Here is a 20,245-nt window from a genome sequence, read left to right on the forward strand (position 1 = left end):
AAACTTGATATGATAAAATGAACTGTGGTATGTTCTTTCATGAACAAATAAAAAGTTATAGAAAGGAACGTTTGACGATGGCAAAACAACAAATTGGCGTCATTGGGTTAGCAGTAATGGGAAAAAACCTTGCGTTAAATATTGAAAGCAAGGGATATTCAGTTGCCGTGTATAACCGTTCCCGCGAAAAGACGGATCAATTTTTACAAGAAGCGCAAGGAAAAAATATTGTTGGTACATATAGCATTGAAGAATTTGTCAATGCGCTTGAAAAACCGCGGAAAATTTTGTTGATGGTGAAAGCGGGCGCACCGACGGACGCAACCATTGAACAATTAAAGCCATATCTAGAAAAAGGCGATATTTTAATCGATGGCGGCAACACGTATTTCAAAGATACACAGCGCCGCAACAAAGAATTAGCCGAACTTGGCATTCATTTTATCGGCACGGGCGTTTCCGGCGGCGAAGAAGGCGCATTAAAAGGCCCGTCGATCATGCCGGGCGGTCAAAAAGAGGCGCATGAGCTTGTGCGCCCGATTTTCGAAGCGATCGCCGCGAAAGTGGACGGCGAGCCGTGCACGACGTACATCGGTCCGGACGGCGCCGGCCATTATGTAAAAATGGTGCATAACGGCATTGAATACGGCGATATGCAGCTCATTGCCGAAGCGTACTTCTTGCTGAAGCATGTGCTTGGCTTAAATGCCCAAGAATTGCACGAAGTATTTGCTGAATGGAATAAAGGCGAATTAAACAGCTATTTAATTGAAATTACGGCCGATATTTTCACGAAAATCGATGAAGAAACAGGCAAGCCGCTTGTCGATCTGATTTTAGATAAAGCCGGTCAAAAAGGAACAGGGAAATGGACAAGCCAAAATGCGCTTGATTTAGGAGTGCCGCTTCCAATCATCACGGAATCGGTGTTTGCCCGCTTTATTTCTGCAATGAAAGATGAGCGCGTGAAAGCGAGCAAGCTTCTTTCCGGTCCGGCGGTGAAACCGTTTGAAGGCGATCGCGCCCACTTTATCGAAGCGGTGCGCCGAGCGCTTTACATGAGCAAAATTTGTTCGTATGCCCAAGGTTTCGCACAAATGAGAGCAGCGTCTGAAGAGTATAATTGGAATTTGCAATACGGCAATATCGCGATGATTTTCCGCGGCGGCTGCATCATTCGCGCCCAATTTTTGCAAAAAATTAAAGAAGCATACGATCGTGATCCACAGCTGCCAAACTTATTGTTGGATCCGTATTTCAAAGACATCGTCGAAAATTATCAGGAAGCGCTGCGTGAAATTATTGCGATTGCCGTCATGCGTGGTATCCCAGTTCCGGCGTTCTCGAGTGCATTAGCTTATTACGACAGCTACCGGACAGAAACATTGCCGGCAAACTTAATTCAGGCGCAGCGCGATTATTTTGGTGCGCATACGTATGAGCGCGTCGATAAAGAAGGTATTTTCCACACAGAATGGCTGAAAAAATAATAGGTGAAAACCCCAACCGCCAAGCGGTTGGGGTTTTTGTTTTTTTTATATAGACGTTTTATCTAGTTATCTGTTATTATTTTAAATAGGTATATACATATTTAAATAAAATAATATATAAATTTATATGACAGAAGAGGGGTATAAAAATGATGGATCAATCACGTCGAAATATTATTCCAGATGGGTTTCTTTGGGGAGGCGCGGTTACCTCTTTCCAAACGGAAGGAGCATGGAATGAAGGGGGAAAAGGGCTGTCGATCGTCGATGCCAGACCGATACCGGAAGGGCACTCCGACTGGAAAGTCGCTGTTGACTTTTATCATCGCTACAAAGAAGATATCGCGTTGTTTAAAGAGTTAGGTTTTAATGCATACCGTACAAGCATCGCCTGGACTCGGATTTTCCCAGACGGCGAAGGGGAAGTAAACGAAGAGGGTCTGGGGTTTTACGATGCGGTGTTTGATGAACTATTGGCGAATGGGATTCAGCCGGTCATTACCCTTTACCACTTTGACTTGCCGCTTGCTTTGGCGAAAAAATATAACGGCTTTGCTTCGCGAAAAGTGGTCGACTTATTTGAAACGTATGCAAGAACGGTATTTGAACGCTATCGTGATAAAGTGAAATATTGGCTTACGTTTAATGAACAAAATCTCGTATTAACGAATCCGCATTTATGGGGCGCGACATTGCCGGAAGGGGAGGATCCTGAGGCCTTCGCCTATCAAGTATGCCATAACGTATTTGTCGCTCATGCGAAAGCGACAAAAGCGCTTCATGAAATCATTCCCGATGCAAAAATGGGCGGAATGGTCACCTATTTGACGACATATCCGGCGACGTGCAAGCCGGAGGATGCGCTGGCAAACATGAAAGCGAAAGAACTTTTAGTCGATTTTTATTTCGATGTGTTTGCCCGCGGCGCTTATCCGAAATATGTGACTCGCCGTTTGGAAGCGAAGGGGATCATGCCGGTATTTGAAGAAGGAGATGTAGAGCTGTTAAAAGAAAACACGGTTGATTATTTATCTTTCAGCTATTATCAAAGTCAAACGGTGCGCCATACGGAAGAAACGGGACAACTAATTTCCGGATTAACGCCAAATCCATATTTAGAAAAAACGGAGTGGGGCTGGGCCATCGACCCAATCGGACTACGCATCGCGTTAAAAGATATATACGCCCGCTACGAGATGCCGATTTTTATTACGGAAAACGGAATAGGAGTCAAGGAAGAATTGAACGAGCATGGCACCGTCGAAGACGATTACCGCATCGATTATTTGCGCAGACACATTGAACAAATGAAACTGGCGATGGAGGAAGGCGTCGAAGTCATCGGCTATTTAATGTGGGGATCAACTGATATTTTAAGTTCGAAAGGGGAAATGAAAAAACGGTACGGGGTTATTTTCGTCAACCGTGATGACACCGATTTGCGCGATTTAAAACGGTATAAGAAAAAAAGCTTTTACTGGTTCCAGCGCGTCATCGCGACCAATGGAGAAGAGCTGTAAAAAGAGAAAGCACCCTTGGCCCAGGCTAAGGGTGCTTAATGATTCTCTTATAAACTTTCCGTAAATAATAGCACACGCGCCGGTGCGGCGTCCGTGCCGACGAGTTTGAGCGGTGCGGCGACCATAAAATATGAACCTTCTGGCACCTCTTTTAGCCGCAGCCCTTCAATGACGATCACACCTGCGGAAAATAGCGTTTTATGCGTCGGATGCCCCGGCTGGCTTCGCTCAATGCCCAGAGCATCGATGCCGACGCCGCGGATCTTTTTATCGGCGAGGTATCGCGCCGCATCTTCGGCTACATAAATAAACTCAAAGTTAAACGCGTCTTCAAGCGAGTTTTTCGTCTTGAACAAGACAAAATCGTTTTCTTGAATGTCTAAAGCGGCGATGTCGTCTTTCGAAATTTTGTCGCTGACATGCGTTAGATCAAACAATTTGCATGGGCCGACGAGGCGGTCGAGAGAAATCGTTTCAAACGTTTCGCCGCCTTTGACCATATGAAGCGGCGCATCAATATGCGTGCCGGTATGCACGTCCATGTCGATGCGCGATTCCGTGACGTAGTCGTTTGTCACGCTTGTTAGTTTCGGCTGTTTTTCCGGCTTATTTTTATATACAGGCATTCCTTCAAAAATGGGTGCAGTAACATCATAAAACTTCATCACTAAGCGTTCTCCCTTCTTTATTGATGATAATGAATGGGCCACCAATGGAATCCATCTTTTTTCAGTAATGCATCAGAAGCTTTCGGTCCCATCGATCCGGCTTCATAGTTTGGAAAGTCGACTGCTTTTGTGTTTTCCCATACTTCTGAAATAGGGTCGACAAATTGCCATGACGCGGCTACTTCATCCCAGTGCGTAAAGTTGGTGGCGTCGCCGTGCATGCAGTCATACAACAGCTTTTCATACGCTTCCGGCGTGTTAATGCCGTCGATGCAGTTGTTGCAGTAATCTAGTTCGATCGGAGTCGTTTTCATGCTTTCGCCGCTTTTTTTGCCGTTTAAATGAAGGGTGATGCCTTCATCCGGCTGAATGTGGATGATTAACAGGTTTGGTTCGATTTTTTCATTTGTTCGGTAATACAAGTTCATTGGTACATCTTTAAATTGAACGACAATTTTCGTTGATTTTTCCGTCATCCGCTTGCCGGTGCGAATGTAAAACGGCACGCCGGCCCAGCGGAAATTGTCGATCATCAGCTTTCCGGCGACAAACGTTTCCGTGTTAGAATTCGGATCAACGTTGTTCTCCTCGCGATAGCCGACAACTTCTTTTCCATTCACAACGCCTCTGCCGTATTGTCCGCGTACAAAATATTGATCTACTTCCTCATGGGAAATTGGCCGAAGCGCGCGCAGCACTTTTACTTTTTCGCTGCGGATTTCGTCGGTCGTCAGTTTAATCGGCGGCTCCATCGCCAAGAGCGCAACCATCTGCAGCATATGGTTTTGCACCATATCGCGCAGCGCCCCTGAATGGTCGTAATAGCGGCCGCGGTCCTCCACGCCAAGCGTTTCGCTGGAGGTAATTTGAATGTTGGAAATAAAGCGGTTGTTCCAAAGAGGTTCGAAAATCGCGTTCGAAAAACGGATCACCTCGATGTTTTGCACCATTTCCTTGCCAAGATAATGGTCGATCCGGTAAATTTCGTTCTCCGAAAACACTTGGCGAATTTCTTCATTCAGTTTTCGGGCGCTTTCAAAATCATGGCCAAACGGTTTTTCAATGACGAGGCGCTTCCAGCCGTTGGTTGCCGTAAGGCCTTCCGATTTTAGGCGCGATGTAACCGTACCGAAAAATTCCGGCGCCATCGCTAAATAAAAAATGCGGTTGCCATTGCTATGGTATGTGTCATCAAGCTCCTCAAGCAGCGACTTTAGCTGCCGATAGGAGGCGGTATCGGTCACATCAAATGGATGATAATAAAAATGGGATACGAATTGTTCATTGTTTAGCTCTTGCCGGAGCGCGTTTTCTATCGATTCGCGGACATAGTTGCGAAATTCATCGTTTGACAGTGGTCGGCGTGCGACTCCGACAACGGCAAACTCCTCAGACAAATTTCCTTTTTCATATAAACGGTAAATGGAGGGGAACAGTTTGCGCTTTGCCAAATCTCCCGTAGCGCCAAAAATCACGATTAATGATTTCGGATTCATGTTGTTCACGGTATGTACCTCGCTTTAGCCAAATTTGTCTCTTCAAGTAAATAATTGTAGAGATTTATGGCGGTGAACGCAAACATTTTAGCGTTTTGTTATAAAAGAGTGTTGAAATCATCCGGCAACCATTGGTACGCTAACAACAGGCGACCATCATAGATCGTTTTGCATAAGGAGTGGGTGTTTTGGAGCTATTGTTTTTAGGTACAGGGGCGGGAGTGCCGGCAAAGGAACGAAATGTTACAGCGATTGCGCTGCAGCTGTTGGAAGAACGCGGGGCGACATGGCTGTTTGACTGCGGTGAGGCGACACAGCATCAAATCTTGCGCACATCCATTCGTCCGCGTCGCATTGAAAATATTTTTATTACTCATCTTCACGGCGATCATATTTTCGGATTGCCGGGGCTGCTTGGCAGCCGTTCTTTTCAAGGCGGGGAAACGCCGTTAACGGTGTACGGACCGAAAGGAATTCGCGCGTTTATAGAAACGGCGATTTCCGTTAGCTTCACCCGGCTGAAATATAATTTGCAAGTGGTAGAAATCGAGGAAGGAACGGTGTTTGAAGATGAACGGTTTGCGGTCATCGCCAAACAGCTTGATCACGGCGTTCCTTCCTATGGTTTTCGCGTTGTGGAAAAAGATTTGCCTGGCACGCTTTTAGTTGATAAATTAAAGGCGCTCGGCATTCGTCCAGGTCCGATTTATCAGGAAATTAAGCTTGGGAAAACGGTGAAGCTAGAAGATGGGACGGTCATTGACGGCCGCGAGTTTGTCGGTCCGCCGCAAAAAGGAAGAATAGTTGCGGTCCTTGGCGATACGCGCTATTGCGAAGCAAGCATCGAGCTGGCCAAAGAGGCGGACGTGCTGGTGCATGAAGCGACGTTTGCCGCGGAAGAAAGCGATTTGGCGCACGATTATTTTCATTCCACCGCCGTGCAGGCAGCGGAAGTGGCAGTGCGAGCCGGCGCCAAAAAACTGATTTTAACGCATATCAGTTCACGTTATCAAGGAATGCTAAGCGAACAATTGCTCGTAGAGGCAAGAAACGTGTTTCCAAACACAGAATTGGCTGCCGATTTTTCTTCCTTTGCTATTGCCCGCAAAAAATAAGGCTGCCGAACATCGGCAGCCTTAAAAACGCCATCCTCGTTCGTATTGCACCGGCGCAGGGATCGTCGTTCCCAACTCTTTGGCGGCGGTGTATGGCCAATATGGATTGCGCAGCAATTCGCGTGCGAGAAACACTAAATCGGCGCGTCCGTTGCGCAAAATTTCTTCCGCCTGCCATCCGGAAGTAATCAAGCCGACTGCTCCAGTAGCGATTTCTGCTTCGCGGCGAATCAATTCGGCAAACGGAACTTGGTACCCTGGATACGCGTTAATCGTTGCCGGAACGACCGCACCGGAGCTGACGTCGATCAAATCGACGCCTTGTTCTTTCATGCGCTTGGCGTATGGAATGTAATCTTTCGCCGTCAATCCCTCCGGATGATAATCGGAAGCGGAAATGCGGACAAAGAGCGGTCCGTCCCATACTTGCCTTACCGCGTCGATCACTTCCCCTAAAAAGCGGTAGCGGTTTTCCGAGGAACCGCCGTATTCATCTTGCCGTTTGTTGGCAAGCGGCGATAAAAATTCATTAATCAAATAGCCGTGGGCGCCGTGAATTTCAATGACGTCAAAGCCGGCCTCCTTCGCGCGGCGCGCTCCGTTTTGAAACGCTTGAATCGTTTCTTCAATGTCCGTTTTCGTCATTTCTTTTGGCGTCCGTGTTTTTTCATTAAACGGAATCGCCGAAGGAGCGATAATTTCTCCTTCCACCTCCGCTTTGCGCCCGGCGTGGGCAAGCTGAATGCCGATTTTCGCGCCGTGTTCTTTCACTAGCGAAACTAATTCGCGCAAGCCGTCTACATGTTCATCGCTCCAAATGCCTAAATCGCGGGCGGAAATTCTTCCTTGCGCTGTAACGGCCGTCGCTTCGACGATAATCAGTCCGACTTGGCCAACCGCACGTGTCGGATAGTGGATTTTATGCCAAGTTCGCACTTTCCCGTCTTCCGTGTCGCACGAATACATGCACATCGGGGACATGACAATCCGGTTTTTCAGCGTCACGCCGCGGATCGTATACGGTGAAAAAAGCATCGTTTCCATTTGGCTATTCTCCCTCCAAGTCTTGTATCATTCTTCCAATTGAATGATAGCACGTTTTTTTGAGGGAAACAAAGTCAAACGCCTTGTCATGTCATGATTGCATCGCCGCGGAAGAAAGTAACGCTTTTCCTAATTCCTCCGACCGTTCCGTCGCCCGTTTAATACAAGCAGCGACCGCCTCTTGAAAACGGTATTGTTCCAGCACTTCGATGCCGGCTTCCGTCGTTCCGCCCGGGCTTGTGACTTCTTTGCGCAAGATGGATGGATGTTTGTTGGTTGACTGCAGCATGTGCGCGGCGCCGATAATCGTTTGCAAAATTAATGGTTTCGCTACAGAGCGGTCAAGGCCAATTTCTTCGGCTGCTTTTTCCATCGCTTCGACTAAATAATATACGTAGGCAGGACCGCTCCCGGAAAGGCCGGTGACGGCATGCAGATCCTGTTCGGGAACGATCGCAACGATGCCGACGGTCTCAAACAGTTTTTTGGCAATCGCTACATGGGCGGCTGTTGCAAAGCGGCCTTGGGAAATGGCCGTAGCGGATTGGCCGATGGCGGCCGATGTATTCGGCATTGCTCGAATGACAGCCACATTTTTGCCGACTAAAGAAACAATCGTGTCGGTGGTGACGCCGGCTAACAAGGAAATGATCAACTGATGCCCGTGGATTGCTGAGGCGACAGCGCCCATTGCCTCCGCTACATCTTTTGGTTTCATCGCTAAAATAATAATATCCGCCTCTTTGACTGCTTTTCTTTTATCCGTTTCGCTGCGAACCCCGTATGTTTTGTTCATGTATTCAAGCCGTGTTCGGTCGCAGCGGTTGGTCACGATAATTTGTTCAGGCACGTACAGCGTCTTTGTCATCCCGGAAATAAGCGATTCCGCCATGGAGCCAGCTCCGATAAACGTAATGGTTGGTCTGTTTTTCATCGCTGCATTCCTCCTTCTTGTTTAGAAAATAAAAAAGACCTTCATCCCCAAAAAGGACGGAAGGTCTTTTATTCCGCGGTACCACCTTTTTTGGCTCTGCCGGCAACTATCCCGAAAAAGAGCCCACCTCTGCACCGATAACGCCGGTGATGCGTTTAGGTTTTCCTAACAGCTCATAGGGTAGGTTCAACCATGAAGAGGGTAATGAAACCTTCCAGCCCCTGGGTTTCACTCTCTGGCTACCATTCATGGTTTACTGGCCCTACTCATCGCCCATTTGCAAATATTAATTTGTTTGCAATTATGCAATGAAATAAAGGGTGTTGTCAATAGAAAAGAGACAAAATTTTTTATATTTTTTTGCGAATTGTTTAAAAAAAATGACAAACAGCGAAAATCAGTGTAAACTGTAAAATAATGAATAACGATTCATTTTTTATTGCTGGAAAGAAGGGGAATGCAATCATGAAGGAACGCGTTTACCGCATTACTGTGCCAACACCGTTTCCGGTCGGAAATGTAAACATGTATGTTATTGAAGGCGACAACTTGACGCTGATTGATGCCGGAGTGAAAACGGAGGAGGCGTGGCAGTCGTTTCAACAACAACTTCGCGAATTAGGCTACACTCCTCGAGACATTGATCAAGTCGTGATTACGCATCATCATCCTGATCATGTCGGACTGATTGATTATTTGTCTGAGGAAATTCCGGTCATCGGGCATAAAAAAGCGGACCGCTGGGTTCGCCAAGACGAGACGTTTTTTCAGCAGCAACAGCAGTTTTTTGCGCAGTTTTTAGCCGAGTGCGGCGTTGACCAGTCATTTATTGCTCAGTTGCCTCAGTTGCGCCGCTCTCTTCGCTACGCATGCCGCCGTCCGCTTGCCGGTACGGTCCAAGAAGGGGATTCTTTGCCGGGGCTGCCGCATTGGAAAGTAATCGAAACGCCGGGGCATGCGCAAAGCCATATTGTATTTTATCGGGAAACGGATGGGGTGATGATCGGCGGCGATCATTTATTGCTCCACATTTCGCCGAATCCGATGATGGAGCCGCCTTTTGTCGGGGAGACGGAGCGGCCGAAGCCGCTATTGCAGTATAACGACTCCTTGCGGAAAATGCTCCGTTATGATATTGCTTATTGCATGACAGGGCATGGGGAAGACGTGACCGACGTGCCCGCTTTAGTGGAAAAGCGGCTCCGCAAACAGCGGGAGCGCGCCGAGCAAGTGCTCGAAATGATCAAGCAAGGTCCGCATACCGTATTCCAAGTTTGCCAAAAGCTATTTCCTGCCGTCTACCGGCAAGAGTTTATGCTGACGATGTCGGAAACGATCGGGCAGCTGGATTACTTGGAAGCAAACGGTGCGGTGAAAAAGAGACAGACAGGGGATTATTACGTGTATGAAGCAGTGGAGGTGTCTGTTTGAAACTAGAGGGAAAACATATTGTCATCACTGGAGCGTCGGGCGGCATCGGTGAGCAAATCGCCTATGAAGCGGCGCGGCAAAAAGCGGTTCCGATCCTCTTGGCCAGAAATGTAGAAAAGCTGCAAGCGATCGCACAACAAATTGAACGTACATATCGCGTGCCATGCCATTATTTCCGTCTGGACGTAAGCGACATAGCCGCGGTGGAAGATGTATTTCAACAGTTGTTCGATCAGCTCGGCGCCGTCGATGTATTGGTGAACAATGCCGGTTTTGGCGTGTTCCGCTATGTGGAGGATATCGATGTTGAGGAAATGAAGGTGATGTTTGCCGTCAATGTGTTTGGCTTAATCGCCTGTACGAAAGCGGTATATTCCCATATGAAGGCGCGACGCAGCGGCCATATTATCAATATCGCTTCGCAGGCGGGAAAATTAGCCACGCCAAAATCAAGCGTATATGCCGCCACCAAGCATGCCGTGCTTGGGTTTACGGACAGTCTGCGTATGGAAGCGGAACGATATGGGATTTTTGTAACGGCAGTCAATCCTGGGCCGATCCGCACTAATTTTTTCCAAATCGCCGACCAATCAGGGGAATATGTGAAAAATGTGGAGCGCTGGATGCTTGCTCCGGAGAAAGTAGCGAAACGGGTGGTGTCCGTCATGATGACGCCGACACGAGAAGTCAATATGCCGCGCTGGATGAACGCAGGCAGCCAGCTGCATCGATTATTTCCATCACTCTTCGAAAAAGTGGCTAAACGGGCGTTTTTCAAAAAATAGCACTCCTTGCCAAAAAGCAAGGAGTGCTATTTCGTAATATAGTCGTAAATGACATCGTGGACGATTTCGTACAGATCCATGTCGCCATCGTCCGTTTTTTTCGCTAAAATTTTCGCACATAACTGTTTCCATTCTTCGTTATTTAGCGGCAGTGATTCGTTGTCATATCCATATTGCAAAAAACAATTGCGAATGAGTTTACGCAGCCATTTTTCCTCCAATTGTGCCACTTCCTGAGCTTATTGCGATTCGGATTCAGAAGGGGTAGCGCGGACAACGGAATGGAATTTTCCTTTATGCGCGCCGTCGCAAAATGGTTTGTTATTCGACAATCCACAACGGCAGAGGGAAAACGTCTGTTTTGTTACGAATTTATTCCCTTCCGCATCAATCAGCTCGACATCGCCTGTCACCCGATACGATCCGTTGTCATTGACTTTAATTTGCACTTTGGCCATGATCCGTTCCTCCTTTTTATTTTGACAGCATCTTGCTTAAGTAGGTACAATAAAAGCAAAAACGAGAAGGAAAAGGAGCATCATTCGGCGTGAACATCACATTTACCGAGAAAGCAATCCAGCAACTTACTCCTATTTTAACGCAATCAAAGCGAATGTTAAAGCTAAAATATGACACAGATGGATGTGGCTGCCTTGTTGACGGCGTCATTGCCTTATGGCTCGTCGATGAGACGGATGAGGACGATCTTGTCATCGAAACGAACTTTGTTCCTATTCTCATCGAAAAGTCCCGTCTTGTCTTTTATGATGATGTAATGACGATTGACGCCGGGCAAGGGGCGAACGTATTTCAGCTGAAAAGCCCTAGGCAAATTTTAAATCCGCGCATGGCGCTTGTCGAAGCGAGTGAACAGCATGAACGATAAATTAAAGCAACTAAAAGATGTAGCAAAGCAGAAAACGTGGGTGTCGTTTTTGCATGGAAGCGACCCGTACAGTTTGCTGCATTGGTCGATCGCCGGCCCTTATCACGAGCCAAAAGACGTTTGGCTTTTGCAGAATGAAATGACGTTTGAAACGAAAGAATTTGCCACGCTCGACGAGGCGGTGTCGTGGATAGATGAACATATGCCGCATATTACAGAAATTTTATAAAAACCGTAACCATTCCGGTTACGGTTTTTCTGCTCGCCTCCGCTTTTCCGATTGTCTAGCTACAGCGCCTAGCCTTCTTCTGCCAAATAACCTTCGCCCTCGGGGTGGCAAGCACCCCTGCGGTCGAAGAACATTTGGCTTCGAAAGCTAAACACGGCGCTTCCGCTTTTCGTTATTGTGGGGTGTTTTGCCGCTTGGTCGGATGGACCGCTTTTTCTAGTTCTTCTTTGGCGATTGTTGGTTTGACGGTATCTGCGGTCGGTTTTCCTTTTTGGGCGCGATTTTCTGCCATTTTCTTTCGCTCCTTTGCGTAAAATTGGTTCGTTTTTATCATGCAGGAAGAAATAATGTTTTATTCATGGGGGGATGGATATGAATAAACGGAAAAAAGATCGGGGCAAGCAAGAAGAAGAGCCGCTTTTGCTAAAGGATCGTTTGAATGACGAATTATTTATGAGGCTAAAGAAGAAAAAAGAGGAGCTCATGCAGCAAGAAGAGCGGCGGAAAGCGGAAGAAGAAGCGCGGAAGCGGGAGGAGGCGCGGAGGAAGGAGCAACAGAAAACGTTTGCCCAGCTGCTGGATGAGAGCGACTTAGATTGGCGCCAATTTAAGTAAAAGTCGAAAAAAGGAAGGAGATTGCCATGGACGCTCATTCGATGGAAAGAACGGGTGAGTCGCGTCGTAAAGCCGCATGGATCTTTTTAGCGGTCGGCGTCGTTTTTCTTGCCGCCAACTTGCGCGCCCCGATTACCGCGGTCGGGCCGCTTGTTCCATCCATTCAGCAAAGCCTGCATCTTTCCAATACGGCGGCCGGCATATTGACAACCATTCCGCTGCTGGCATTTGCGGTTCTGTCTCCGTTTGCTTCGCGGCTGGCGCGAAGGTTCGGCATGGAGGCTGTTTTGTTATATTCCCTTCTTTTCCTGCTGATTGGGCATATCATGCGCCCGCTGGACAGCGCCTTTTTCCTGTTTGCCGGGACGATTTTCATTGGCACTGCGATTGCGGTAGATAATGTATTGATGCCGGCGCTAATAAAAGAAAAGTTTGCAAACCAGCTTGGCGCGATGATGGGAACGTATACGGTGGCGATGAATCTTAGCGCGGCGCTCGCTTCTGGATTCAGCATTCCGCTGGCGGAAACATGGGGGCTTGGCTGGAGAGGTTCGCTTCGCTTTTGGGCGGTGCTGACGATTGCTGCCTTCCTATTATGGGCGCCGCAAGTCCGCTATCGCAAAAAAGTTCCGCTGCTGCCGGCGGCACATGCAGGAAGAGCGCCGCTCTGGAAGTCGCTATTGGCCTGGCAAGTGACGATATTTATGGGAGTGCAGTCATTTTTGTTTTATTCGTTGATCACATGGCTTCCTGTTCTGCTGCAGAGCAAAGGAATGAATGAGGAAATAGCGGGATGGATGCTGTTTTTGTTTCAATTCGCCCAGCTGCCATTTATGTTTATCGTTCCGGTGATGGCAGAGAAAATGGAAAATCAAAAGCTGCTTGTGTTCCTTACTTTTTTGTTAATGGCAGCGGGAATAGTCGGCTGTTTGTTCCAAAGCGCATCGTTCATGTGGCTGTCGGCGGTTTTATTAGGGATAGGAGCAGGCTTTGCTTTTTCGCTAGCGATGATGTTTTTTACGCTTCGTACGCGTCATGCCATGCAGGCGGCCGATTTATCGGCGATGGCACAATCGTTCGGCTATTTGCTGGCCGCGTTTGGGCCGCCGGCGTTTGGGTGGCTTTACGACATCACGAAAGGATGGACCGCTCCGCTGGGCTTGCTGCTCTTCGCTTCTGGCTGTTTGCTTTTCTCCGGCCTCGGTGCGGCGCGAAACAAATATATCTCATAAAAACGAAAGCGGAAAGAACGCTGCTCTTTCCGCTTTTTGGCCGTTAACTTATCGATGCGCTTGATAGGTGGACGCTTTTGTTTGCTGGCGCAACCATTCGTATTCCTCTTCACTCAAAGGCGGCGCAGAAGCGGCATGGACATTTTCGATAAGCTGTTCAACGCTGCTTGCTCCTGGAATGACGGCGGCGACAACCGGGTCATACAAGCAAAACTGCAGCGCCGTTGCCGTAAGTGAGCGGCGTTCGCCTGTTTTCTCCTTCAGTTTTGGGAGCAGTGTCTTCAATTCCTCATATGTATAATCAAGATAGCCGTTTTCTTTGACGGAATCGCTTGCCGCCTCTAATGGCCGCTCCGTCAGCAGCCCTTTGGCCACAGGTCCGCGGACGATGACGCTGATATGATGCTCGCTTAGTAGCGGAAACCACTCTTCCGGACGGCGATCAAGCAAGCTGTATTGCATCATGACGCTGACGATGTTTGAGCGCTTGACGTATTCGCGGATGACATTGGGACGAATCGAGGAAATGCCGTAGTAGCGGATTACTCCTTCTTGTTTTAATTCTTCAAATGCTTCAATCGTTTCATCGATCGGATCGTCGATCGTGCCGCCATGGAGCTGGTATAAATCGATGTAATCCGTTTGCAGGCGGCGCAAGCTTTCTTTTACTTCCGCTTTAATGTATTGTTTCGATGGATCCCAAAACCAGCCGTCTTTTCCTTCTTCCCAGCGGTTGCCGACTTTTGTTGCGATGATGACTTGGTCGCGTTTCCCTTTGACCGCCTTGCCGACGAATTCTTCATTCAGTCCGCGGTCATACAAATCCGCCGTATCCAAATAGTTAATGCCCCGTTCGAGCGCCTCGTGAATAATGCGGATCGCTTTTTTCTCATCCGTGCCAAGCGACATGCAGCCAAGCCCGATTTCGCTCACATATAAATCGGATAAGCCGATGCGGCGTTTTTTCATGATAGGCATCCTCCCTTAATGATTGTTTTTTCATTAGTATACTGTAAAGTAAAACTTTCTCAAATGATGTAGTACAATAAATGGGAAAATAATTATTTTGACGGGAGAGAAGAACATGGACCATTTAGTAGAAAAAACGATTCGCAAAGAAAAAATATTTAGCGGCAAAGTTGTTCAACTATATGTGGAAGACGTACAACTGCCAAACGGAAAAACGAGCAAGCGGGAAGTCATTAAACATCCAGGAGCGGTGGCGGTGATTCCGATTACCAAAGACGGGAAGCTCGTGCTTGTCCGCCAATACCGTAAAGCGCTTGAACGAGTATTAGTGGAAATTCCGGCGGGCAAGTTAGAAAAAGGGGAAGAGCCGTTTGCCTCAGCACAGCGTGAATTAGAAGAGGAAACAGGCTACCGCGCCCAGTCGATGCGCCATATCGTGTCATTTTATACGTCGCCGGGATTTGCTGATGAACTGATTCATTTATATGTGGCGGAAGGGCTGGAGAAATTGGAAGATGCCGCATCGCTCGATGAAGATGAATTCGTTGATGTTTTAGAAGTGACGTTGGAGGAGGCGTTGAAAATGCTGGAGAAGCAAGAAATTTATGATGCAAAAACGGCGTACGCCTTGCAATATTTGCAACTGCGCCGTGTCACGGGAGAAAAACATGCATAACTATTATGTCGATTTACATATTCACATCGGCCGTACTGCTTCCGGCCGGCCGGTCAAAATTACCGGCGCGAAATCATTAACGCTGACGAACATTTTGTACGAGGCGGCGCATGTCAAAGGACTGAATATGGTCGGCATCATTGACTGCCACGTTCCTGAAGTGCTCGATGAATTAGAACAAGGGATGAACGCAAAAGGCTGGTACGAGCATAAGGACGGTGGTGTCATCGCCGGCGAGGTGACGCTTTTATTAGGAAGCGAAATCGAAGTTTATGACGAACATTGTCAAGGACCGATTCATGTGCTTGCTTTTTTGCCGACGGTTCTGGCGATGCGCGCATTTTCCGGGTGGCTGAAGGAGCGGGTGAAAAACATTTCACTCAGCTCGCAGCGCATGTACGGCACAGGTCGCGAGCTGCAAGGCGTCGTTAAACAATTAGGCGGATTGTTTATTCCCGCCCATGCGTTTACGCCGTTTAAAAGCTTGTACGGCAAAGGAGTGAAGAAAAGCTTAACGGAAGTGTTTGCACCTGATTGGATTGACGCCATCGAATTGGGGTTAAGTGCGGATACAGAGATGGCAGATCAAATCGCCGAATTGCACCGCTACCCATACCTTTCCAATTCCGATGCTCATTCGCTGCGGAAAATCGCGCGAGAGTACCAAGAGGTGCGCATGAACGCCCCGACATTTGCCGAGCTGAAAAAAGCGCTGCAACAACAGGATGGGCGAGGCGTCGCCGCCAATTATGGTTTAAATCCAAAACTCGGCAAATACCACCAAACGACATGCGAACGATGCTTTCAGCCGATGAATCCCGATGATGAACGCTGCCCAGCCTGCGGCCATCATCGGAAAGTGAAAGGGGTATTTGACCGGCTGCAAGAGCTGAAAACAGGCGGCGTTCCGCCAAAGCGCCCGCCATATATTTATCAAGTGCCGCTTGAGTTTATCCCTGGTCTTGGCCCGAAAACGTATAAAAAACTGCTCGATCGCTTCGGTACGGAAATGTACGTGCTTCATCAAGCGACAGAGGAAGAGCTGGAACAGGCCGTCGGGGAAAAGCTAGCGAAAGTTATTATTCTCGCGCGCCGGGGAGATCTCTCGATTCAAGCCGGGGGTGGCGGAAAATATGGAAAAGTTTTTTCCGAATAGTACAAGCTACGCATTTTCTACAAGGCTCGTCTTTTGTCAGACGGGCTTTTCTTTTTGCCGAAAATGTGTCATACATACAAGACTTGCACATACAATCTACTAAGAGAAAAATAGGAGGACGGAAAAAGATGAGAAGACATCCGCTGAAATCAATCGTTGCTGTACATATGCGCGAGCATGCGTCCATGTATTTATTTGTCATCGTCCTATTTTTAATGGGAGTTATTTTCGGTTCAATTGTTGTTAACAGCCTTAATTTCAGCCAAAAGCAAGATTTGTACTATTATTTGACGCAATTTTTTGGACAAGTGTCGAAAGGAAACCTTGCCAGCGCGCAGGATATGTTTCAACAAAGCTATTTTCATAATTTAAAATATATCGGTTTAATGTGGGTGTTGGGCATTTCCATTATCGGTCTTCCGATCATTTTAATTTTGCTATTTTTAAAAGGGATTGTCGTCGGGTTTACGGTTGGATTTTTAGTAAATCAAATGGGGTGGCAAGGCTTTCTATTGTCCTTTGTCTCGGTCATGCCGCAAAATTTAATTATCATTCCTGCTTTTATTGTCATGGGAGTCATTTCTGTGTCGTTCTCCCTGCAGATGGTGCGCAACCAGTTTATGAAGCGGACGCATGAACCGATTTTCCCAATGATTATGCGCTATACGATGGCAATGCTCGTCATTAGCGTCAGTTTGTTTGTTTCCTCTTCGTTAGAGGCGTATGTTTCCCCATTTTTTATGAAGCAAATTATTCAACTTATCGGAAATTAATAATTATTTTTATATAATAATCATTTTTATTCTCTTGTAATAATAACTTTATTTTGATACTTCCCTCTTTCTTTTGTTATAATGGTAGTTGAATGGCGAGGGAGGGAATAAAACATGGAAGATCGAGTTGAACGAATTAAGAAGCAGTTGCATACGGCTGGCTACAAGTTAACACCGCAGCGGGAAGCGACGGTGCGTGTTTTATTAGAGCATGAGGAAGATCATTTAAGTGCAGAAGACGTCTACCTCCTCGTTAAAGAGAAATCCCCGGAAATCGGGTTAGCTACTGTGTATCGGACGCTTGAGCTATTAACCGAGCTGAAAATTGTCGATAAAATTAATTTTGGAGATGGGGTGTCCCGCTACGACCTTCGCAAAGAAGGGGCAGCGCATTTTCATCATCACTTGGTGTGCATCGAATGCGGTTCGGTAGCGGAAATTGAAGAGGATTTATTAGAGGAAGTAGAAGCGATTGTGGAGCGAGATTGGAAGTTTAAAATTAAAGATCACCGCTTAACATTCCACGGCATTTGTTATCGCTGCCAGCAAAAACATATGGAAGAACAAAATGAAAAATAAAAAACCTTTTCCAGCGGGAAAGGTTTTTTATGTATAAACAGGAAAAATCATGGCATATCCTCATAGTAAGCATATATTTGAAAATGAGGAGGAGCGCCATGAGAACGTTATGGCAGATGGTGAAAGTATTTCTTTTATTTACGGGGTGTACAATTTTATTTTATTATAGTCTTGTATGGTTTAACCACGAATACGACAATTACCACCGTTACGATGAACCGCAGGGATCGGCCATAAAAGTTTCGACCGTTGAAAGCCCGTCATTCGACTGGCTTAGTCGGCTACTATTTTTTTATCGCGATGGGGAGTAGAGAGCGTTGGAACATGAAATGAAAGATTTCCTTCATTATTTAACAGTGGAGCGGAATTTGGCGAACAATACCATTGTTTCCTATGAAAGAGATTTAAAGAAGTATGCGCACTATTTGCGCCACGTCGAGCAAATTCATTCGTGGAACGATGTATCGCGTCTGCATATTATGCAATTTTTAAAGTTTTTAAAAGAAAAGGGGAGCTCGGCGAAAACGATTGCCCGCCATATCGCTTCCATCCGTTCGTTCCATCAGTTTCTTCTGCGCGAAAAAATAGCGGAGCAAGATCCGTCGGTACATATTGAATCGCCGCAGATGGAACGGACGCTGCCAAAGGTGCTGTCCATGGAGGAAGTAGAGGCGCTGCTCGAGGCGCCGAAGACGAATACACCGTTTGGCATTCGCGACAAGGCGATGCTTGAGCTATTGTATGCGACCGGCATGCGCGTTAGCGAGCTCGTAAACTTAAATCTTTCCGATGTGCATTTGACGATGGGATTTGTCCGCTGCTACGGAAAAGGAAATAAAGAGCGCATCGTACCGATCGGCAGCATGGCGATTAAAGCCTTAAAAGAATATTTGGAACACGCGCGCCCGCAGCTCATCGATCCAAAAAAACGGACAACCGATGCCTTGTTTTTAAACCATCATGGACAGCGCTTGACGCGGCAAGGGTTTTGGAAAATTTTGAAGAAACTTGCGAAAGAAGCAAACATTGAAAAAGAACTGACGCCGCATACGCTAAGGCATTCATTTGCGACGCATCTCCTTGAAAACGGTGCCGATTTGCGCGCCGTGCAAGAGCTGTTAGGACATGCTGATATTTCCACAACGCAAATTTATACGCATGTCACAAAAACACGCTTAAAAGATGTATATAAGCAGTACCATCCGCGCGCATAGCTTTCCGTCCCTGCAAGAAACGCCCGCTTAGTACGAGCGGGTTTTTTAGTTTGGCCATAAACAGGCTAATCAGTTGGAGAATGCGGCAGCTTCTGCATTCTTTGCCGATTTTTTTATTGCGTGTATTGTTGAAAACGTTTTATAATATAGTTGTCAGACTTCTGACCAATATAACATGGATGTGTTTCTTATTGCTGTTTCGGGAATGATAAGGAAAAATAGTTTTATGATGCTAGGAGGCATAGTAGATGGTTCATACATATAAACGCGTATTTTTAATTGTCATGGATTCGGTCGGGATTGGCGAGGCGCCCGACGCCGAAAAATATAACGATAAAGGCGCGGATACGCTCGGTCATATCGCCGAGCATCGCGGCGGTCTATACATGCCGAACATGGCAAAGCTCGGTTTAAGCAACATCCGCGAGATTAAAGGAGTACCGAAAGCAGAAAAACCACTTGCTTATTATACAAAAATGCAAGAAGCATCTGCCGGAAAAGATACAATGACGGGCCATTGGGAAATTATGGGCCTTCGTATTGACAAACCGTTTCAAGTGTTTCCAAACGGGTTCCCAAAAGAGCTGATTGATGAACTAGAAAAACGGACAGGGCGCAAAGTGATCGGCAACAAACCGGCAAGCGGTACGGCGATTATTGAAGAGCTTGGCAAAGAGCATATGGAAACAGGAGCGATCATCGTTTATACTTCGGCGGACTCCGTATTGCAAATTGCCGCTCATGAAGAAATTGTGCCGCTTGAGGAGCTGTATCATATTTGCAAAATCGCCCGTGAATTGACGCTTGATGAAAAATATATGGTCGGCCGCGTCATCGCGCGCCCGTTTATCGGTACGCCGGGCAACTTTAAACGTACGGCGAACCGCCATGATTATGCGTTAAAGCCGTTCGGCCGCACGGTCATGAATGAGCTGAAAGACGCGGGCTATGAAGTGATTGCGATCGGGAAAATTTCTGATATTTACGATAATGAAGGAGTAACGCAGTCGCTCCGCACCAAATCGAATATGGACGGCATGGATAAGTTAGTGGATACGTTGAAAATGGATTTCACCGGACTCAGTTTCGTCAATCTCGTTGATTTTGACGCGCTATACGGCCATCGCCGCGACCCAGAAGGATACGGGGATGCGCTCGAGGAGTTTGACGCCCGCCTTTCCGACGTGTTTCCGCTTTTAGAAGACGATGATTTATTGATCATTACGGCGGATCATGGAAACGATCCGGTTCACCACGGGACCGATCATACGCGCGAATACGTCCCGCTTCTTGTTTACAGTCCAAGCATGAACGGCGGCAAAGAACTGCCGGTCCGCAAAACGTTTGCCGATGTCGGCGCAACGATTGCAGATAATTTCCAAGTCAAGATGCCGCCCCACGGAACAAGCTTTTTAGCCGATCTAAAGTAGGAG

Annotated in this window: 23 protein-coding genes; 16 read left to right on the forward strand and 7 right to left on the reverse strand. The window is 47.2% G+C overall.

Annotation, left to right across the window (positions count from 1 at the left end; translation table 11 throughout):
* Positions 1–77: 77 nt before the first annotated feature.
* Entirely contained in the window at positions 78–1,490 is a 1,413-nt protein-coding gene (gene gndA, locus BV455_RS15130) for an NADP-dependent phosphogluconate dehydrogenase (protein ID WP_017435253.1), read from the forward strand.
* Between the two features lie 152 nt (positions 1,491–1,642).
* On the forward strand, positions 1,643–3,010 hold the full coding sequence (locus BV455_RS15135) for a glycoside hydrolase family 1 protein (protein ID WP_042408475.1): 1,368 nt from the start codon (positions 1,643–1,645) through the stop codon (positions 3,008–3,010).
* 47 nt (positions 3,011–3,057) lie between these two features.
* On the opposite strand, the gene BV455_RS15140 is transcribed toward BV455_RS15135, so the two are convergent.
* Both BV455_RS15140 and zwf read right to left on the reverse strand, forming a co-directional pair.
* On the reverse strand, positions 3,058–3,675 hold the full coding sequence (locus BV455_RS15140; protein WP_017435255.1) for a cyclase family protein: 618 nt from the start codon (positions 3,673–3,675) through the stop codon (positions 3,058–3,060).
* A gap of 20 nt (positions 3,676–3,695) precedes the next feature.
* A complete protein-coding gene (zwf, locus tag BV455_RS15145; RefSeq protein ID WP_409978126.1) occupies positions 3,696–5,174 on the reverse strand; it encodes a glucose-6-phosphate dehydrogenase in 1,479 nt (492 codons plus the stop codon).
* 188 nt (positions 5,175–5,362) lie between these two features.
* Here zwf and rnz point away from each other — a divergent pair, with 188 nt between their 5' ends.
* Positions 5,363–6,289 carry a ribonuclease Z gene (gene rnz / locus BV455_RS15150; protein ID WP_218687367.1) on the forward strand — a complete coding sequence of 309 codons (927 nt, stop codon included), beginning with the start codon at positions 5,363–5,365 and terminating at the stop codon, positions 6,287–6,289.
* Positions 6,290–6,310: 21 nt separating this feature from the next.
* Here the strand turns inward: rnz and namA are convergent, their stop codons facing one another.
* Positions 6,311–7,333: an NADPH dehydrogenase NamA gene (gene namA, locus BV455_RS15155; protein WP_218687368.1), complete on the reverse strand. Its 1,023-nt coding sequence runs from the start codon at positions 7,331–7,333 to the stop codon at positions 6,311–6,313.
* Positions 7,334–7,424: 91 nt separating this feature from the next.
* Positions 7,425–8,267, reverse strand: coding sequence for a pyrroline-5-carboxylate reductase ProI (gene proI, locus BV455_RS15160; protein WP_218687369.1), 843 nt, complete (start codon positions 8,265–8,267; stop codon positions 7,425–7,427).
* A gap of 465 nt (positions 8,268–8,732) precedes the next feature.
* Here proI and BV455_RS15165 point away from each other — a divergent pair, with 465 nt between their 5' ends.
* Together BV455_RS15165 and BV455_RS15170 are read left to right on the forward strand one after the other, a co-directional pair.
* Positions 8,733–9,698: an MBL fold metallo-hydrolase gene (locus tag BV455_RS15165; RefSeq protein ID WP_218687370.1), complete on the forward strand. Its 966-nt coding sequence runs from the start codon at positions 8,733–8,735 to the stop codon at positions 9,696–9,698.
* Entirely contained in the window at positions 9,695–10,483 is a 789-nt protein-coding gene (locus tag BV455_RS15170; RefSeq protein WP_218687371.1) for an SDR family NAD(P)-dependent oxidoreductase, read from the forward strand. Before BV455_RS15165 ends, BV455_RS15170 begins: the two co-directional genes overlap by 4 nt.
* 26 nt (positions 10,484–10,509) lie before the next feature.
* Here BV455_RS15170 and BV455_RS15175 read toward each other — a convergent pair whose 3' ends face one another.
* Positions 10,510–10,704, reverse strand: coding sequence for a YqzH family protein (locus BV455_RS15175; protein ID WP_017435262.1), 195 nt, complete (start codon positions 10,702–10,704; stop codon positions 10,510–10,512).
* 18 nt (positions 10,705–10,722) lie between these two features.
* Positions 10,723–10,941 carry a CDGSH iron-sulfur domain-containing protein gene (locus BV455_RS15180; protein WP_017435263.1) on the reverse strand — a complete coding sequence of 73 codons (219 nt, stop codon included), beginning with the start codon at positions 10,939–10,941 and terminating at the stop codon, positions 10,723–10,725.
* 89 nt (positions 10,942–11,030) lie between these two features.
* Here BV455_RS15180 and BV455_RS15185 point away from each other — a divergent pair, with 89 nt between their 5' ends.
* The 4 genes from BV455_RS15185 to BV455_RS15200 all read left to right on the forward strand — a co-directional run bounded on the left by BV455_RS15185 (position 11,031) and on the right by BV455_RS15200 (position 13,445).
* A complete protein-coding gene (locus BV455_RS15185; RefSeq protein ID WP_042408455.1) occupies positions 11,031–11,369 on the forward strand; it encodes an iron-sulfur cluster biosynthesis family protein in 339 nt (112 codons plus the stop codon).
* The gene (locus tag BV455_RS15190; RefSeq protein ID WP_017435265.1) at positions 11,359–11,598 is read left to right on the forward strand and encodes a YqkC family protein; all 240 of its coding nucleotides are present in this window, start codon (positions 11,359–11,361) and stop codon (positions 11,596–11,598) included. Before BV455_RS15185 ends, BV455_RS15190 begins: the two co-directional genes overlap by 11 nt.
* A gap of 372 nt (positions 11,599–11,970) precedes the next feature.
* The gene (locus BV455_RS15195; protein ID WP_218687372.1) at positions 11,971–12,213 is read left to right on the forward strand and encodes a DUF3886 domain-containing protein; all 243 of its coding nucleotides are present in this window, start codon (positions 11,971–11,973) and stop codon (positions 12,211–12,213) included.
* A gap of 26 nt (positions 12,214–12,239) precedes the next feature.
* Positions 12,240–13,445 carry a CynX/NimT family MFS transporter gene (locus BV455_RS15200; RefSeq protein WP_244380189.1) on the forward strand — a complete coding sequence of 402 codons (1,206 nt, stop codon included), beginning with the start codon at positions 12,240–12,242 and terminating at the stop codon, positions 13,443–13,445.
* Positions 13,446–13,493: 48 nt separating this feature from the next.
* On the opposite strand, the gene BV455_RS15205 is transcribed toward BV455_RS15200, so the two are convergent.
* The gene (locus BV455_RS15205; RefSeq protein WP_017435269.1) at positions 13,494–14,414 is read right to left on the reverse strand and encodes an aldo/keto reductase; all 921 of its coding nucleotides are present in this window, start codon (positions 14,412–14,414) and stop codon (positions 13,494–13,496) included.
* 115 nt (positions 14,415–14,529) lie between these two features.
* Between BV455_RS15205 and BV455_RS15210 the strand changes: the two genes are divergently transcribed.
* The 7 genes from BV455_RS15210 (at position 14,530) to deoB (ending at position 20,242) form a co-directional block, all read left to right on the forward strand.
* Positions 14,530–15,090, forward strand: a complete 561-nt coding sequence (locus tag BV455_RS15210) for an NUDIX domain-containing protein (RefSeq protein ID WP_017435270.1) — start codon at positions 14,530–14,532, stop codon at positions 15,088–15,090.
* Positions 15,083–16,246 (forward strand): endonuclease Q family protein, encoded by a 1,164-nt coding sequence (locus BV455_RS15215; protein ID WP_218687373.1) that lies wholly within the window; start codon positions 15,083–15,085, stop codon positions 16,244–16,246. The genes BV455_RS15210 and BV455_RS15215 overlap by 8 nt, the downstream gene beginning before the upstream one ends.
* Before the next feature lie 128 nt (positions 16,247–16,374).
* Positions 16,375–17,019, forward strand: coding sequence for a stage II sporulation protein M (spoIIM, locus tag BV455_RS15220; RefSeq protein ID WP_017435272.1), 645 nt, complete (start codon positions 16,375–16,377; stop codon positions 17,017–17,019).
* Positions 17,020–17,133: 114 nt separating this feature from the next.
* Complete coding sequence (gene fur, locus BV455_RS15225) at positions 17,134–17,598, forward strand: ferric iron uptake transcriptional regulator (RefSeq protein WP_017435273.1); 465 nt, start codon at positions 17,134–17,136, stop codon at positions 17,596–17,598.
* Between the two features lie 98 nt (positions 17,599–17,696).
* Positions 17,697–17,909, forward strand: coding sequence for a YqzK family protein (locus BV455_RS15230; protein WP_017435274.1), 213 nt, complete (start codon positions 17,697–17,699; stop codon positions 17,907–17,909).
* Between the two features lie 6 nt (positions 17,910–17,915).
* A complete protein-coding gene (gene xerD, locus BV455_RS15235) occupies positions 17,916–18,812 on the forward strand; it encodes a site-specific tyrosine recombinase XerD (protein ID WP_017435275.1) in 897 nt (298 codons plus the stop codon).
* A gap of 248 nt (positions 18,813–19,060) precedes the next feature.
* Positions 19,061–20,242, forward strand: coding sequence for a phosphopentomutase (gene deoB, locus BV455_RS15240; protein WP_042408451.1), 1,182 nt, complete (start codon positions 19,061–19,063; stop codon positions 20,240–20,242).
* The last annotated feature ends 3 nt before the right edge of the window (positions 20,243–20,245 follow it).

Origin of the sequence: Parageobacillus caldoxylosilyticus, assembly GCF_019272935.1 — a bacterium.
Taxonomy (GTDB): Bacteria; Bacillota; Bacilli; order Bacillales; family Anoxybacillaceae; genus Saccharococcus; species Saccharococcus caldoxylosilyticus.